Here is a 15,465-nt window from a genome sequence, read left to right on the forward strand (position 1 = left end):
TTCCCCCATGGGGCCCGCACTCAAAATTCTTGGACTGGCCCCCGATGATCACCCGAAAAGCCTCTTTAATCCTGATTGCACCTGCAATCGTATTGCTTGCCTGCCTGTTTTTATACCCTTTGGGCTATTCCCTGTTGTGGGCGTTCCGGGATGAGGAGCTTGGCGGTTGGGGTCTGCAGAACTTCACAAAGGCCTTTGCCTTGTATTCCAACGATGTCCTGTTCACCCTGATAATCGTAAGCCTCTCAACCGTGATTATCGGCCTGCTTTCGATAGCCATCGGTGGCTATCTGACCTTAGGTGAAAACCGGGTGGCCCTTGCCGTGTTGCGCTGGCTCTATCGCTGGCCATTGTTCATTCCGTTTGTAGTTGCGGCACAGCTGATGCGAACCTTCCTCGCCAAGAACGGGATGATGAACAATATCATTGTCTCAACCGGTTTGATGGAACCCTTGCAAGCCGCCAGCTATCTGGACTGGCGTGGCATTGTGATTACCTTTGTTTGGAAACAAACGCCCTTCGTGGCCTTGCTGGTAGCAGGCGCGATGGCATCATTGGATCGCTCGACGATCGAAGCAGCTCGCAACCTGGGCGCATCCCGTCTTAGAATTCTGTTTGAAATTGTGGTGCCGCAAGTGGGCACAACACTCATGGTCGGGCTGATCCTGTCTTACGTCGTAATGATGTCCGTTTTGTCGGTGCCTCTTATGATCAACGCACAGACGCCCACGATGATCACAGTGGACATGGCATGGCGCATCAACGCCTATTCCGACTATGGCGTGGCAAACGCGCTGGGCTTTATTTCTTATGCAATGACGGCCGTGATCGCCTGGGTCTACCTGCGTCAGGGCGTGCGTGAAGGAGGGAAGCCCGCATGACCATTCTTCGCACAACCCTCACCGCCGTGCTGTTGGCTTTGCTGGCCTTTGCAATCTTTGGGCCGATCACCAACATGCTGATCTGGTCCGTCGCCGAAACGTGGTACTTTCCGGCGAAACTCCCGCAAAGCTACGGCTTTTCCTTCTGGGAACGTGTGTTCCGCCCTCAGGGCAACGCTATGGAGTCGCTCTGGAGCTCGGTTCTGATCGCTCTGTTTACCGTGCTGGCGTCTCTGGTGGTTGCTATTCCAGCCGGGCTGGCATTGGGGCGCGGCAGCCTGCCATGGCGGACGTTCTTCCTGCTGTTGTTCCTGTTGCCACAAGCCTTTCCATCCATCGCCGTACACATGAACATCGCCCGCATATTCTATGGGCTGGGCCTGAATGGCACTTATGTCGGCGTGGTTCTGGTTCATACGATCCAGGGGCTGGTGTTTTCGGTTTGGATCGCCACTGCCGCATTTGCCGCCGTGGATCGAGAGCTTGAGGAAGCCGCCGCAAATATGGGGGCGTCTCCCTTCACGGTGTTCCGCACGGTCACCTTACCGCTTGCCCTTCCTGGGCTGATGGCCAGTGCAATTTTCGTGTTCCTGATCTCGCTGGACGAGTTCACCGGAACGTACTTTGTCGGTGTGCCGGACATCACCACGATGCCCTTGCTATTGTTCACCGCATCAATGGAAGGGAACTATCAAATCGCCTCAATCACTGCGCTCATTTTGCTTGTCCCTTCGGTTGGCTTCATGTTGTTCATTGAACGGTTTCTGAAATCGGACGTTTTGGCCAAGGTGGGAAGCTGACATGACCGATGTCGAGAACCGGCTGGCCTTCGCCAAGTCTTTGGCCCAAGACGCCGCTGCGCTGGCTGTGCGTCTTCGCGATGAGCGTGGTGTCGAATTCATTGCCGAGAAAGGCCCGCAGGATTTTGTAACCTTCGCGGATCGCGCGGTCGAAGACTTGATACGTCAACGCATCGCTGAAAGCTGGCCAGACGACGCCATGTTGGGTGAAGAGGACGGCGTATCCGGCTCGGGCAACGCGTTTTGGGTCGTGGACCCGATTGACGGGACCGCCAACTTCATGCGCGGGCATCGCGACTGGGGCGTTTGTATAGCGTTTTATGACGGCCAAAACATACCACTTGGTGTGATCTGCGCACCAGACCTGAACATGTTGGCCTGGGCGTCTGTCGGCGGGGGTGCGTGGCTGAACGAAAAACGCTTGAGTGTTTCCAACTGCGCCGAACCAACCCGTTCACAATTGATGTTGGGCTGGTCGACCCGCCGACCGTTTACAGAACATACTCAGTTGATTGAGGCTTTGCTGGATGCAGGCATAGAATACCGTCGCAACGGCTCTGCCGCGATCAGCTTGCTGGCGGTGGCCACCGGTCAGGCTGAAGGATACTATGAGGCCCATTTGAACCCTTGGGATGCTTTTGCCGCCATTCCGATGATCCAGGAGGCCGGAGGGCAGATCGACTGCGAACCCCTGGACAGGTTTTTAACGCAAGGCAGCCAAATTTTGGCGAGCGGAAAGGGCATGCACCTTTCGTTTCGCGAAAAAGTCAGCGGGAATTGTCAAAGTTAATCCCGAAAGCTCTGTCTTGAGATCTTGAGCCGACGGCTTGTTCATCTGAAATGTCAATTCTGTCGGCTTGGTGTCTCAGAGGCAAAGCCGAGTAAAAATCTTGCGTTCCTACTTTCTATTGACCCGAGTCTGGAAGATACCATGGTGGCACGCACCATCAATGTAGCGGCTTCGGCTTTACTGAGACGATAGGAGAGACCCATGGATATCAGGCCTTTCGGTGTCGAAATGTGGATGAACGAGTTCGAAACCAAGTGCGAACTCAATCTGGCTGAAACCTGCGTCGAGTCTATCACACTGGGTGAGCTGTTTGAGATGGCGGGCCAACACAACAGCATTCTGAACGATCTGTCCGCCATGAAGATGACTTATGGCGCAATCGAAGGTTCGGACCGTTTGCGCGATGCCATCTGTGGGTTGTACGAAAACCAGACCCGCGAAAATATCCTGACGACCCACGGAACCATCGGCGCCAACTCTTTGGTGCATCAAACGCTGGTTGCGCGCGGGGATCACGTGATTTCGGTGATCCCGACCTATCAGCAGCATTACTCGATCCCCGAAAGCATCGGAGCGGAAATAGAGCTGTTGCATTTGACCCCAGAAAACGCGTTTCTGCCCGATCTCGACAAGCTGCGCGCGATGGTTCGACCCAACACGCGGTTGATTGCGATCAACAATCCGAACAACCCGACCGGTGCTTTGATGGACCGTGCCTTGCTGGAACAAATCGTCGAAATCGCGCGCAGCGTTGATGCGTGGCTTTTGTGCGATGAAGTCTATCGCGGCACCGACCAGACCGGTGATGGTTTCACGGCGGCCGTTGCCGACCTTTATGAAAAAGGGATCAGCACGGCAGGTATGTCCAAGGCGTATTCATTGGCCGGATTGCGGGTCGGTTGGATCGCGGGGCCCAAAGACATGCTTCATGATGTGATGATCCACCGTGACTACAACACCATCTCGGTCGGTCAGGTCGACGAAATGCTCGCTGCCATTGCACTTGAAAACCGCGACAAAATTCTGGCGCGCGCCCAGCGGATCACGCGAGAGAACCTGAAGATCGTCGAAGATTGGATGGCAAATGAGCCATTGCTGAGCTGGGTGCCGCCAAAATCAGGCACCACGGCGCTGCTAAAGTATGAGTTGCCCATGTCGTCACGCGATCTTTGCGTGATGCTTTTGAAAGAAGAAGGCGTTATGCTGACACCAGGCAGCGCGATGGACATGGAGGGCTGGCTGCGCCTTGGCTATACCAATCCGACAGCGGATCTTAAAGCCGGGCTGAAAAAGCTGTCGGGCTTTTTGGCGCGCCACAGTGTAGCGTAAAATACGGGTTAGAAATCGCTCGAAACCGTGCGCACCCAGACATGTTGTCCTTCTGGCGGTAAGAGACGAACCGCATTGCGGTTTTGGCCTGTTCAGCGAAGTTGTGACTACCGGTTTGTAATCTATCGACCGGCAACCACAATTTTATGCAGGAACCAGAATCCGCGGGCTGGATTCAGGTGAGTCACACGTCTTCAAGTGCGAGCTTTCTCGAACTCAGACCAAGCGACCGAGAAGGCATCAAAATCAAATCCAGGCTGCGCGGCAGCGTCCAGGACGATACGTTCCGTGGTCAACAGTTTCTGGATTGCGGCCTCAAGCTGGTCAACGACGTCTTCGGGAACCACCAACGCACCGTGCCGATCCGCATGGATCAAGTCACCGGGCTTGACCGTTAGGCTAAAAATCGTGACAGGCGTGTCAATCTCGCGCACATGGACAAAGCCGTGGCTTGGTCCAACGGATCCAGCAACAACAGGGAAACCTTCGGGCACGTCCCCCAGATCCCGCATCACGCCGTTGGTCAATGCCCCCGACATGCCAAATCCCTTGTGGACCGTGGTGTTGATCTCTCCCCAATAGGCACCGATGCAGTCAGGGAAATCCAAATCCTCTACCACTGCGACCGAAGGCGCCGGCCCTTCGGCCATATACTTGTAATACGCCATTCGGCGCGCCTTGATGACATCGGCAGGTTCGGTTGGAGGATTGACCGCTGCAATTTTGGCCGTGCGGGCATAGCCCACAATGGCTGGCTCGTCCGGAGCCGAGCACAGCATGGTGCCGCGGGTAAAGCCGTTGAAGCCGCGCTTGCCTTGCGCCACCTCAATGGCGTTGCAGACAGTGGGCGTATCCACTTTGCGGAGCAGTGACAAAAGTGACGGTGTCATGTGTCCTCCAACCAGCGGATCAACGCCGCCGTGGTTTTGTTTGGTTGTTCCAATGTGGGCAAATGCCCGGCTTCTTCGATGATCTCAAACTCGCTGTTTGGCAGCAGATCGTGCATCAACTGATGCCGCTCGACCGGGCAAAGACCATCTTCCCTACCGCAGAGAACCAGGGTTTTTCCGGAATAGGCAGATAGGGTCTGGCGCTGGTCCGGGCGGTTCATCAAAGCATGCGACTGGCGCAGAAATGCCTCGGGCCCCAGATCAGTGGCCATTGCCATGCACAGGTCAAGGATCGCCCCCTGATGAGGGCCATCTGCCAAATAATTCGGCTTCATCTCGTCCCGCATAACGTTTCGCAGCTTGCCGCTCTTTACGGCCTCGATCTGAGGGGCACGGCGGGCTTTGACCTCGGACGTTTCTGCCAAGGGGTTGGTGTCCAAAAGCGCCAGCTTTTGGGTGCGCCCGGGCGCTTGTCGCAACACTTCCATCGCCACGATCCCGCCCATCGACAGCCCGGCAAGCGCAAAAGCGGGCGGTGCGTGGGCCAGAATTTCAGCAGCCAGGGCCTCGACGCTGTCATGCTGATGCAGCGGAAAGGTCATGACCGGCATCTTACCAGACAACGCCTCGATCTGGGGACCAAAGAGCCGGGCATCGCACATCATGCCCGGTAAAAGGATCAATGGTGTCATGCCGAAGCCAGCTTAGCCCCTTCGGACAGCGAAGCCAGTTTGGCGTAGGCGATCTGAGGGTCCACGGCCCCAAAACCGGCAAAGGTGCCAAAGCCGCAATCACTGCCGGCGATCACGCGATCTGCGCCCACGATGTCTGCGAAACGCTCAATCCGCTGGGCCACCAATTCGGGATGCTCGACGAAGTTGGTTGTGGTGTCGACGACGCCGGGCACCAAAACCTTGTCGTCCGGGATCTCGGCCCTGCGATCGCGGAATACGGTCCATTCGTGTGCGTGACGCGGGTTTGAGGTCTCAAACAATATATAGCGGGCTTTGGTTGCCATCAGCGTGGTGAACACCTTGTCCATTCCGATATCGCAACAATGCGGGCCTTCGTAATTGCCCCAGCAAATATGCACGCGCACGCGATCCTGCGGTACGTTTTGCAAGGCATGGTTCAGAGCCTCGACATGCATATCGGCGATCTTGAGGAACTCGTCATCGGACAGATCGGTGAACAGCATGTGGCGCGACAAGGCCAGATCGGGGCAATCCAATTGCAAGTCCAGACCAGAGGCCACGATGGTTTCGTATTCTTCTTTCATCGCATCCGCCAGCGCCGCAAGATAAGCTTCACGCTTGGGATAGAAGTCGTTTTGAAGGAACAAGGAAATCACACCGGGTGAGGCTGCGTTCATGAACCCGCGCTCAGCACCGTGTTGAGCCATGGCGGCTTTGAGGTTGGCAATATCCTTCTCAAGCTCGCCCTGACCTTTCGAGCGGACCTCACCCGTACACATGGGCCTCGCATATTGCGGAGTGCCACCGTCATTGGCAAGACGTTCTAAAAAGCTGGGGAACATTTTCAGATCAGCGGGCGCATTGCGCGGGCTATCACCGGAAAACCCCGTGTAACGATCCTTGACGTAGGTGGCATAGGAAATTTTCGAGGTTTCGCCATCGCTGACAATATCGACGCCAGCCTCAACCTGCTTGCGCACGGTTTCAGAAACCGCTTCGGTCATGCAAGCATCAAAAGCAGCAGCGTCGTAAGTCTCGTTGTTTTCGCGCGCGAAGATAAAGTCCACGACGTCCTGAGTTCGGGGCAGAGACCCCACATGTGAAGTAAGAATTTTGGTCATGCGGGGTCTCCGTCTTTCTTAGTTACCAGTCCAGGTTGCGCCCGCCGGATCATCCGTTGCCGTGATACGGTAGAGCCCGGCCTGACCAGTCATCGAAGGTTGCGCGCTGTAGCTTTCACCCGGCATTACCACTGCGGTATCGCCATTGGACAAAGTGGTCACAACATCGTTGATCGCGATCCGCCAATGGCCACTTGCGGGCATTAGAACCACCGGTTTTTCTGCTTTGACTGGATCGTTCACAGCCGAGCCGCGGGTCAGGAAGTCAACCTCGAAGCCCGGCTTGTCCTTGATCAGACCGTTTTCACCGATCACAACAGAAGGCTTGTTTGCCGACAGCGCCATCAGGTCCCAATATCGGGCAACATATTTACCCACCACATCCTCAACCGGAACTTCGGGATAAGCTTTCAGTTCCTCTTCGGTCAGCAAGGGCATGGGCTGCACATTGTGCGGCAACTCTTCACCCTTCTTGCTGTCATAAAGCACGCCATTGTTGCCCAGCATCAGGCCATGGGCTTGAGCGTCTTCAATAACCTGAGGTGCCCATGTCACGCCACCACCCGCGTCGTCACCACCAAGGATCGACATGATCATGCCGTAGTCCTGACCAACGTTTTCGAACCCACGGAATATGCCGGTGGGGATGTTGAAGATGTCGCCCTCTTCAGCGATGAACTCACCTGCAGTGCCATACCGGCCCCAGAAGAACCGCCAGCGACCTTTGGCAACAAAGAACACCTCTGCCGTGGTGTGGCTGTGCAAAGAGTTGCGGCATTTCGGAGGCTGCCCCGCCGCGCCAATGTTGAACCCGATCTTGTCGGTGATGTGAACGTGCTGGTCCGGGCTTTCCGAGACGCCACCGCCGACGATGGTAAAGTTCTCTTTCTGATCCGACCCGGGTGTGTGTGCGTCGATGAACGCGGTTTTACAGGGTTGCAGCTCTCCGTAACGGACGATGCGACTTTGAATGGTACTCATATCTGTATTCCTTTGCTTGGTTTGAGGTTTGAACGGATCAAACCCCAAACCCCGGCGGGCGATTATTCAGCCGCCGGGCACGCAGGCTGGCACGATGGGCGTGGTACCGCCGCATCACCTGCCCCGCATCCAGATTTGAGATACGGCGGGACATGTTACTTGCCGCCGGTCTGCAACAGGATCTGTTTCCAGACCGATGTTTCGTCAAACAGTGTGTATTCGCGGCGCAACTGCGGCTGGCCGCTGATCAACTCGCCAAACTCACCGTGGCTGATGCCCAGCACATACACATCGGCCCCGGTCGGGACGCCGAAAACACCCCAGCCGTCATGCTTGCCATGCAGGCTCCACCGTACAGCCGCGCGCGGGGCCATGTTGGGATCGTCGCGCCCGATCTGGTGTTCGATCTTGAACTCGGCATTGGGGAAGCTGGCACGCAGGCCCATCCAGAACCGATCCACCGAGTCCCAGCCGTGGCCAGTGACGCCGCCCACATATTCGGATTGCACGGCGCGGTCATACTCGGCTTCGATCACGCCCATATCGGCGCTCATGATCCGGGTCAGGATGTCGGCGTAACGCTGACCCCATTCATTGTCGTTGCCATTGCCCTTGTAGGGGCCGGGCTGGTCCGTTGCAGGCGTCAGCGGTTTGACGCAGTTGTCCGGCCCACCCTCACGCGCGATCAGATCAGCGGCGTATTCCTTCGGGTCCCAGCCCATCTGGCGCACGATGGCACCCTGGTCGCGGATCAGCCATTCATCGTTGATCTGATTGTCGATAGCGTGGCAGTCGGCGAGAATCCGATAGCGCAATTGCTTGCCTGTCGCCTTGCCATAGACACCATCGGCCAGATGCGTCGCGGTCGATATGATGCGGTGCGAGCTCAACATCCCCTCTTCCGGGGTGCCGGACCAGATCACATCCTCGCCCAACAACTGCCGGTCAGGGAATTCGGCCAGCGTCGCCATTGTAGCCCCAATGACGTTCTGGTTACCCAGAACCACCGAAGCGGGCGAACGTACAACGATGTCCGGTGAGTAGTAATGATGCAGCGTTGCAATGCCGCGATCTTCCCAGATTTCCTTTGTGATCCCGATGATATAGTCGGGGAAATCTTTGAATTTGGGATCAAATCCCTTCATGTCTTCCATCCTTCAGGTATGCGGGCCGAGCCGCGAACAATCAAAGGCCCATCAATCTCCAACCGGCGCGGACCAACATCCGGGCCGTCGATTTTGCTGAGCAGAATTTCCACCGTTTCGCTCACCATACGGTTGGCTGGCTGGCGCACGGTTGTCAGGTTGTAGGTTGGCCAAGCGGCCACCGAGACATCGTCATACCCAACGACTGATACGTCTTCGGGCACCTTTAGACCCAATTCAAAGCGCAGGGTATCCATCACCGCAATCGCCATATGATCGTTGGCCACAAACAGCGCATCAGGCGGATCCGAGGCGAACATGCGCCGCGTCGCTTCTTGCGCCTGTTCGGTTACAAAATTGCCGACCTCACGCGCATGCAGTTCGACACCTGCGTCACGCAAGGCCCGGACAAAACCTGCTTCGCGGTCACGTTGGGTCGAAGTGCCCTCCCAACCTGCGATATAGCCGATTTTCTTATGGCCCGCAGCCAGCAAGAACTCAGCCACCTTGCGCCCACCCGCAATGTTATCTGACGTGACCGCAGACATGGCCGGGTCGTCCTGCGCCCGGTTGAACAGCACCATCGGCACCCCCGCCGCACGGCAGCGATTGGACAATTCAGAGGACAGAGTGACCGATGCCGCAATGATACCGTCAACCTGAAAGTCCAGTATCTCAGACACCACCTTATCGACGTTGACCGTCGCTTGCGGCGCCATGAAGATCATCACGTGATAGCCACGTTCCTGCAGTAGATTGGTCAGCTTTTCCAGAGCTTCGGGATAAAACTGGTTGTCCAGATACGAGACCACAAGGCCGATTATCCGGCTTTTGCCAGAGACCACCGCACGCGCAAGAACATTGGGGCGATATCCAAGCTCATCCGCAGCTTTGCGCACCTTGGCGATGGTCTTTTCCGAGGCCGACGCACCGGGCGTAAACACACGGCTGACAGCGGATTGGCTTACCCCTGCCCGCCGTGCCACGTCCAATGATGTGACCTTCTGAGTTGCCATCAGTCCGCTGTCCAGCCTCCATCCACCAACATCGAAGTACCTGTTACCAGTGCTGACGCATCCGAGGCCAGATAGACCACCGCGCCCATGATATCTTCAATCTCGCCGGGGCGGCCTAGCTTGATCTTGTCCAGAATCCAAGCGCGCTTATCCGGGTCGTCGAAGGTCGAACGTGTCAGATCCGTCAGGATAAATGTCGGGCATATTGTGTTGACCCGGATTTTTGCAGAACCGAACTCCAGCGCCATGGCTTTGGTGAATCCTTCAACTGCAAATTTCGAGGCACAATAGACGGCACGCTCGCGTCCGCCCACATGCCCCATCTGGCTTGAGATATTGATCAACGAGCCGGGGCGACCCGCGTCGAGCAAACCCTTTGCCACGGCCTGAGTCAGGAAATACGCACCGCGTACATTGACATTCATCACTGCATCGAAATCCGGTGCTGATGTGTCAACCGCCTTGCCATGACGTGCCAGCCCGGCCGAGTTCAAAAGGATCTCGTATGGACCGTTTTCCGCAACGGCCGCAGCGGTGGCATCTACATCGGACACATCCAGTTCCAGCACCTTGGCCGACCAGCCGCGCGCAGACATCTCGGACGCGATCTCTTGCAGCGCACCTGTCCGACGCGCTGCAAGTGTAACCTCAGCCCCATGTTCTGCCAGCGCCACGGCACAAGCCATGCCGATGCCGGACGATGCCCCCCCAACCAAAGCGCGCTTGCCGCTAAGGCTGAAGCTGGGCGTACTGGGGAGTTGCGCCATGTCAGACATCCCCTACCGGGAACGAGATCGACCCGGGAACGCGCGCTTTGTTGAACTCGCGCAGACGGGCAAACACGTCGACACCCAGTTGTCTGTAGGCATCCAGAATATCGACCGTGACCCAGTTTTCGCGGATCTTTCCGTTCTCCAGACGCCAGAAGTCCAAGCTGCGCATCGTGATCCGTTTGCCTGACGGCGCAATGCCCATCCAGCCATCATGCGTCACAGTCTGGATCATATCAGGCCAACCGGTCACAGCTGCATACTCACCGTCACCGAAAAAGTGGTACTGAATCTCGTCGAGATACTGACCACGATCCGGCATTCCGTTCAGAAACGGAATTTGGTGCCAGTTGCGGAACCCGGAAATTCCCCGTCCCGTACCGATCGCGGCAGGCCCATACCAGTTCATACGCTCGTGCCAGAACTTTGGCATCTCCATCACTTCCGGACCACCCTGAGTAGGGTGTTTCTTGAGATGTGCCAGCATCGTCACGATGTGATCACAGGACGCCTGCGACTTCGCCTCGTCCCACGGCCCCGGCACAAGGCCGTCATGTGTCGCAGGACCCGGAATGCAGAATTCAAGCCCCAGCGACGGTGCCATCGGCCAGGCTTTGGCCTGAATCATGACTTCCGGGATATCCCAGATCGTCTGGATCTCGACCACCTTGCCGCCTTCAAATCGGTAGAATTCGTGATACCGCATATGGGTCAGATGACCTGTTGGTGGAATGTCCAGCCACGGAGCCACGAAGGTGCCATAGTAATGACCGCCGCAACCAATCCAGTCACCGCCATGCTCAGTGCGTCCGCCCATGACGATCCAATCGCGCCGTTCCAGATCCGGCATCGAAGCCAGCAGCGGTGCGTAGCAGTGATCGTACAGTTCGACCGGGCCGGTCAGGTCACCAAAGGGGTGGCACATGTGCACCACCGCATCTGGGGCAATCAGCGCTTCCAGCGCCGCGCGTACCCCGGTTTCTTCAAAGTCATACATCGCCGCCCGTAGCGGCTCAATCAGCGCCTTGTTTGCTGAATGTACGTCGCTCATTCTGCGGCCTCCCGGTACGGCGCGCCCTCGCCGTAAGGAACATTGATGCCGCCATAGCGACGCACGCGGATATTGCATTGCTCGGCATGGCCGACAAAGCCTTCGAGCATACAAAGGCGCGAGCCATATTCGCCGATCATCGTTGCGGCCTCATCCGTCAGCACTTTCTGATAGCTGTGTGTTTTCATAAACTTGCCAACCCACAGACCGCCGGTATAGCGGCCAGCCTTTTTCGTTGGCAGCGTGTGGTTGGTCCCGATCACCTTGTCGCCATTGGCCACATTTGTGCGCGGACCCAGGAACAGCGCGCCATAACAGGTCATATTCTCAAGGAACCAGTCGTCGCGGTCGGTCATGACCTGAACGTGTTCCGATGCGATGTCGTCGGCAACCTGTAACATCTCGTCATAGGTGTCGCATACAATCACTTCGCCGTATTCATCCCAGCTGACCCGTGCGGTGCCCGAGGTCGGCAGGATATCCAGAATACGCTCAATCTCGGCCAGTGTTTCCTCGGCCAGTTTGCGCGAGTTGGTCAACAGAACGCAGGGGCTGTTATAGCCGTGCTCGGCCTGACCCAGCAGGTCGGTGGCGCACAGTTCGGCGTCAGCCGCGGTTTCATCTGCAATGACCATCGTCTCGGTCGGACCGGCGAACAGGTCGATACCCACCCGACCGAACAGCTGGCGCTTGGCTTCGGCAACAAACGCGTTGCCCGGGCCAACCAGCATGTGGACAGGGTCGATGGTCTCAGTGCCGATGGCCATAGCGCCCACGGCCTGAATACCGCCCATCACGTAAATCTCATGCGCACCACCCAGATGCATCGCCGCGATCACGGCCGCGTTGGGCGCGCCATTGAACGGGGGGGTGCAAGCGATAATGCGGGGCACACCGGCGACCTTCGCAGTTGCCACCGACATATGCGCCGAGGCCACCATCGGGAACTTGCCGCCGGGCACGTAACAACCCACGGATTGAACCGGGATGTTCTTGTGGCCCAGGATGACACCGGGCAGCGTCTCGACCTCGATATCCAGCATCGAGTCGCGTTGCGCTTGGGCGAAGTTCATCACCTGTTCCTGTGCGAACTTGATATCAGCCAGTTCACGATCCGACAGCGAGGCAATCAGATCGTCGATCTGCTGCTGGCTCAGTCGATAGCTTTCGGGCGAGTAGTTGTCGAACTTTTCGGACAGTTCACGCACGGCCGCATCGCCACGCGCTTCGATGTCTTTCAGCGTCGCCTCAACGACAGCACGAGTCTTGGCGTCATCCTCGGCCCTGTCAGCCTCGGGCTTGCCACGTTTCAGGTATTCGATAGCCATTGTCCTAATCCTCAGTTTGCGGGCCGAGGCGGAGTTTTCTCGCCCCGGTCATATGCTTCCCATCCGTTCCCCTGGAACAGATCGACGCCCAATTGGGCAGCCACATGGGCAAAATCGACATTCACCCAGTTGTCGACGATTTTGCCGTCGACCACTTTCCAGAAATCCATGTAGCGAATCTCGACACGCTTACCGGTGGCGGGAATACCCAGAAACTCGCCCGAATGGGTGGCTTCCTGACGACCAAAGGCCGCAGCCCATTCACCCATGTAAAGGCGCGCCTCATCAATGCAGGTCTTGTCCGAAAACGCCGCCTGAAACGGGCGTTGCCAATTGTCCTGGAATTCATTCAGTCCGGTCTTAGTGCCGCAGCCCTGGTTGCCCATCCAGCGGAAACCCTGCGCGAAAAACTCACCAATGTCATCGATGCGGTGGTCATTCAGCCCGTCAACCATCCCTTCGATGACGGCGCGCGTTTCTTCAGTTTTGCTCATATCCGTGTCTTTGGTCAGCACGGCTTGTTCGGGGCGTGAACCCTTCATGTTCTTAGTCCTTTAATCGTATTCAAATGAGATGTTCTGTTTGGCAGAGGGACGTCAGCCGCGCGTCAGAAAATCTCTTGGCATCCGGTTGAGCGCCGGGTGGCGCGCAACCGCGTTATGTCTTGCAGATGCGCTCATCAGCCTTTGACCGCACCAGCTGTCAGACCACTGACGATCTGTCGCTGGAAGAACAGGATCAGGACAAACAGCGGGGCAGTGGTCGAGACCACGGCAGCCACCGCGTACATGATCTTGCCTTCGACCTGCGTGGTGCCCATGAAGCTGTTGATGGCAGGAATGATGGTTTCATTCTCTTCACTCAGCAGCATCGCTGTGACCGCAAAGTCGTTATAGGCCAGCAGGAAGCTGAACAGACCTGTGGTGATCACGCCGGGCCACATGACCGGTACGATCACATGCCAGAAGGCCTGGAAACGCGTACAGCCATCGACCATGGCGCTTTCGTCCATGTCCTTGGGGATGTTCTTGAAGAACGAATGCAGCATCCACAGCGTGAACGGCTGATTGATCGCCACAAGCACGATGATCGTTGTGGGCAGAATACCCCAGACATTCCACTCGAAGAACGGCAACAGATAGCCCGAAACCAGTGTGATATGTGGCATGGCACGGAACACCAGCGCTGCCATCAGGATCCAGAAGGCATAGCGGAAACCGGACCGGGCCAGAGCATAGCCACCCAGTGTGCCGAAGGTCAGCGAGATGACCACCGTAAAGAACACAACGATGCCGGTGTTCCTGAAATTGAACCAGAAGTCCTCAAGAACCCAAGCGCCGTAATACCCGGCTCCGGTAAAGGCGCTTCCGGTTTGCTCGATCGTGTTGGTCCCTGTCAGGGCATTCATCCAGTCGGCCTTGGACAGGAAGTCTGCCTGGACCTTGAAGCTGCCCCAGAAGGTCCAGAAGAACGGGAACGCCGCAATGATCAGCCACACCGCCACAAAGGCGTATGAGAACAGCTTGAGCGGGGTCATGCGAGATTGTGCTTTGGTCGCCATGTCGTGTCCTCAGTGAGATTTGCGGGTGAAATCGCGCCAGGTGCGGATCAGCACAGGCGTCATCAGGATGACCACCAGAATAATGGTAATCAGCGAAGTCGCACCGGCCGAACCGTAAAGCGGATTGCCGCTTTCGCGCAGGTCGTTATAGATGATCCAGCTGAGCGACTGAGCGTGCGCTTCGGCCTTGAAGCTGACGATCGGTTCAAAGACGCGGAAGTTATCCATGATCATCATCAGCGTCACGAAGGACACCAGCGGGGCAAGGTGAGGCACGATCACGTGGATCATGCGCTGCCACTTGGTGGCACCGTCGATCTGTGCGGCCTCCATCGTATCTTCTGGGACCGTTTGCAAACCCGCGTAGAAGGTGATGAAGCTAAAGGGTAAGGTGTGCCACACCCCATAAAACATCAGCATGATCCATGTCAGCGCGGTCGATGCTTTCAAACTCAGCGTTGGATCGTTGAAGATGTTCTGAATCGTGGCCCCAATTACACCATCACTGTCGACCATCCAGAACAGGATCAAAGAGCCCACAAGCGGTGTAACAAGGAAGGGCAGCAGCGAGATGAAAATTGCCAACCCCTTGAGCATACTGGGCAGGTTATTCACCCCAACGGCAATCGCCATTCCCAATACCAGAACCAGCGGGGTTACAATCGCCGTGTAAGCCAATGTAAAGGTCAACGCGCTATAGAAAGGCAGGTTGTAGACCTTCGAAAAGAACTCACCCATCGAGGCCGAGCTAGCCCAAGCCTCGCTCACCTCTGCAAATGCTAGGTGCGAGCGGTTGGTATACGTTCCCAACCCATTGAACTGACCCAGCGGCCGTTCCTCTTGCAGCTTGGCCGTTGCTTCAAGATCGACCGACGTTGTTGGCGTACAGCCAAACGGGCCGCAGCTTTCAGACACGATCAGAACTTGTTCGTGCGCAACAAACAGCGACTGAATAAAGACCGAGACGATAGGCAGGGCGATGAACAAAATCATCGCGGAAAGCGTCGGCAGAATGAACCAGAAAAAGGTGCGGTGCTTCATGGCGTTCGTCCCGATCTGAAGTCCGAGTTGTGTGAGGGGGCCTGAACAGCCCCCTCGGTTCCGGCA

At 56.8% G+C, this 15,465-nt stretch carries 16 protein-coding genes; 4 read left to right on the top strand and 12 right to left on the bottom strand.

Annotated features, from left to right (window positions below):
• Window positions 1-44: 44 nt before the first annotated feature.
• The 4 genes from ACR0EV_RS07255 to ACR0EV_RS07270 all read left to right on the top strand — a co-directional run bounded on the left by ACR0EV_RS07255 (window position 45) and on the right by ACR0EV_RS07270 (window position 3,800).
• The gene (locus tag ACR0EV_RS07255) at window positions 45-881 is read left to right on the top strand and encodes an ABC transporter permease (RefSeq protein WP_480799480.1); all 837 of its coding nucleotides are present in this window, start codon (window positions 45-47) and stop codon (window positions 879-881) included.
• On the top strand, window positions 878-1,681 hold the full coding sequence (locus tag ACR0EV_RS07260) for an ABC transporter permease (protein WP_480799481.1): 804 nt from the start codon (window positions 878-880) through the stop codon (window positions 1,679-1,681). The genes ACR0EV_RS07255 and ACR0EV_RS07260 overlap by 4 nt, the downstream gene beginning before the upstream one ends.
• Window position 1,682: 1 nt before the next feature.
• Window positions 1,683-2,471 (top strand): inositol monophosphatase family protein, encoded by a 789-nt coding sequence (locus tag ACR0EV_RS07265; protein WP_480799482.1) that lies wholly within the window; start codon window positions 1,683-1,685, stop codon window positions 2,469-2,471.
• 201 nt (window positions 2,472-2,672) lie between these two features.
• On the top strand, window positions 2,673-3,800 hold the full coding sequence (locus ACR0EV_RS07270) for an aminotransferase (protein ID WP_480799483.1): 1,128 nt from the start codon (window positions 2,673-2,675) through the stop codon (window positions 3,798-3,800).
• Between the two features lie 194 nt (window positions 3,801-3,994).
• Here the strand turns inward: ACR0EV_RS07270 and ACR0EV_RS07275 are convergent, their stop codons facing one another.
• From ACR0EV_RS07275 to ACR0EV_RS07330, 12 genes are all read right to left on the bottom strand, one after another.
• Window positions 3,995-4,690: an RraA family protein gene (locus tag ACR0EV_RS07275; RefSeq protein WP_480799484.1), complete on the bottom strand. Its 696-nt coding sequence runs from the start codon at window positions 4,688-4,690 to the stop codon at window positions 3,995-3,997.
• Complete coding sequence (locus ACR0EV_RS07280; protein WP_480799485.1) at window positions 4,687-5,382, bottom strand: alpha/beta fold hydrolase; 696 nt, start codon at window positions 5,380-5,382, stop codon at window positions 4,687-4,689. Before ACR0EV_RS07280 ends, ACR0EV_RS07275 begins: the two co-directional genes overlap by 4 nt.
• Window positions 5,379-6,506 carry a cobalamin-independent methionine synthase II family protein gene (locus ACR0EV_RS07285; RefSeq protein ID WP_480799486.1) on the bottom strand — a complete coding sequence of 376 codons (1,128 nt, stop codon included), beginning with the start codon at window positions 6,504-6,506 and terminating at the stop codon, window positions 5,379-5,381. The genes ACR0EV_RS07280 and ACR0EV_RS07285 overlap by 4 nt, the downstream gene beginning before the upstream one ends.
• Window positions 6,507-6,524: 18 nt before the next feature.
• On the bottom strand, window positions 6,525-7,487 hold the full coding sequence (locus ACR0EV_RS07290; protein WP_480799487.1) for a cupin domain-containing protein: 963 nt from the start codon (window positions 7,485-7,487) through the stop codon (window positions 6,525-6,527).
• Window positions 7,488-7,642: 155 nt separating this feature from the next.
• Window positions 7,643-8,632: a nuclear transport factor 2 family protein gene (locus ACR0EV_RS07295; RefSeq protein WP_480799488.1), complete on the bottom strand. Its 990-nt coding sequence runs from the start codon at window positions 8,630-8,632 to the stop codon at window positions 7,643-7,645.
• Entirely contained in the window at window positions 8,629-9,648 is a 1,020-nt protein-coding gene (locus tag ACR0EV_RS07300; RefSeq protein ID WP_480799489.1) for a LacI family DNA-binding transcriptional regulator, read from the bottom strand. Before ACR0EV_RS07300 ends, ACR0EV_RS07295 begins: the two co-directional genes overlap by 4 nt.
• A complete protein-coding gene (locus ACR0EV_RS07305; RefSeq protein ID WP_480799490.1) occupies window positions 9,648-10,415 on the bottom strand; it encodes an SDR family NAD(P)-dependent oxidoreductase in 768 nt (255 codons plus the stop codon). The genes ACR0EV_RS07300 and ACR0EV_RS07305 overlap by 1 nt, the downstream gene beginning before the upstream one ends.
• A gap of 1 nt (window position 10,416) precedes the next feature.
• Window positions 10,417-11,469: an ester cyclase gene (locus ACR0EV_RS07310; RefSeq protein WP_480799491.1), complete on the bottom strand. Its 1,053-nt coding sequence runs from the start codon at window positions 11,467-11,469 to the stop codon at window positions 10,417-10,419.
• Window positions 11,466-12,797: a histidinol dehydrogenase gene (hisD, locus tag ACR0EV_RS07315; RefSeq protein WP_480799492.1), complete on the bottom strand. Its 1,332-nt coding sequence runs from the start codon at window positions 12,795-12,797 to the stop codon at window positions 11,466-11,468. The genes ACR0EV_RS07310 and hisD overlap by 4 nt, the downstream gene beginning before the upstream one ends.
• 11 nt (window positions 12,798-12,808) lie before the next feature.
• On the bottom strand, window positions 12,809-13,339 hold the full coding sequence (locus tag ACR0EV_RS07320; protein WP_171187562.1) for an ester cyclase: 531 nt from the start codon (window positions 13,337-13,339) through the stop codon (window positions 12,809-12,811).
• A 137-nt stretch (window positions 13,340-13,476) separates the two neighbouring features.
• Window positions 13,477-14,358 (bottom strand): carbohydrate ABC transporter permease, encoded by an 882-nt coding sequence (locus ACR0EV_RS07325; protein ID WP_171187560.1) that lies wholly within the window; start codon window positions 14,356-14,358, stop codon window positions 13,477-13,479.
• 9 nt (window positions 14,359-14,367) lie between these two features.
• Entirely contained in the window at window positions 14,368-15,399 is a 1,032-nt protein-coding gene (locus tag ACR0EV_RS07330; RefSeq protein ID WP_480799493.1) for a carbohydrate ABC transporter permease, read from the bottom strand.
• Window positions 15,400-15,465: the final 66 nt, after the last annotated feature.

This window comes from Ruegeria sp. CF8 (assembly GCF_056537285.1).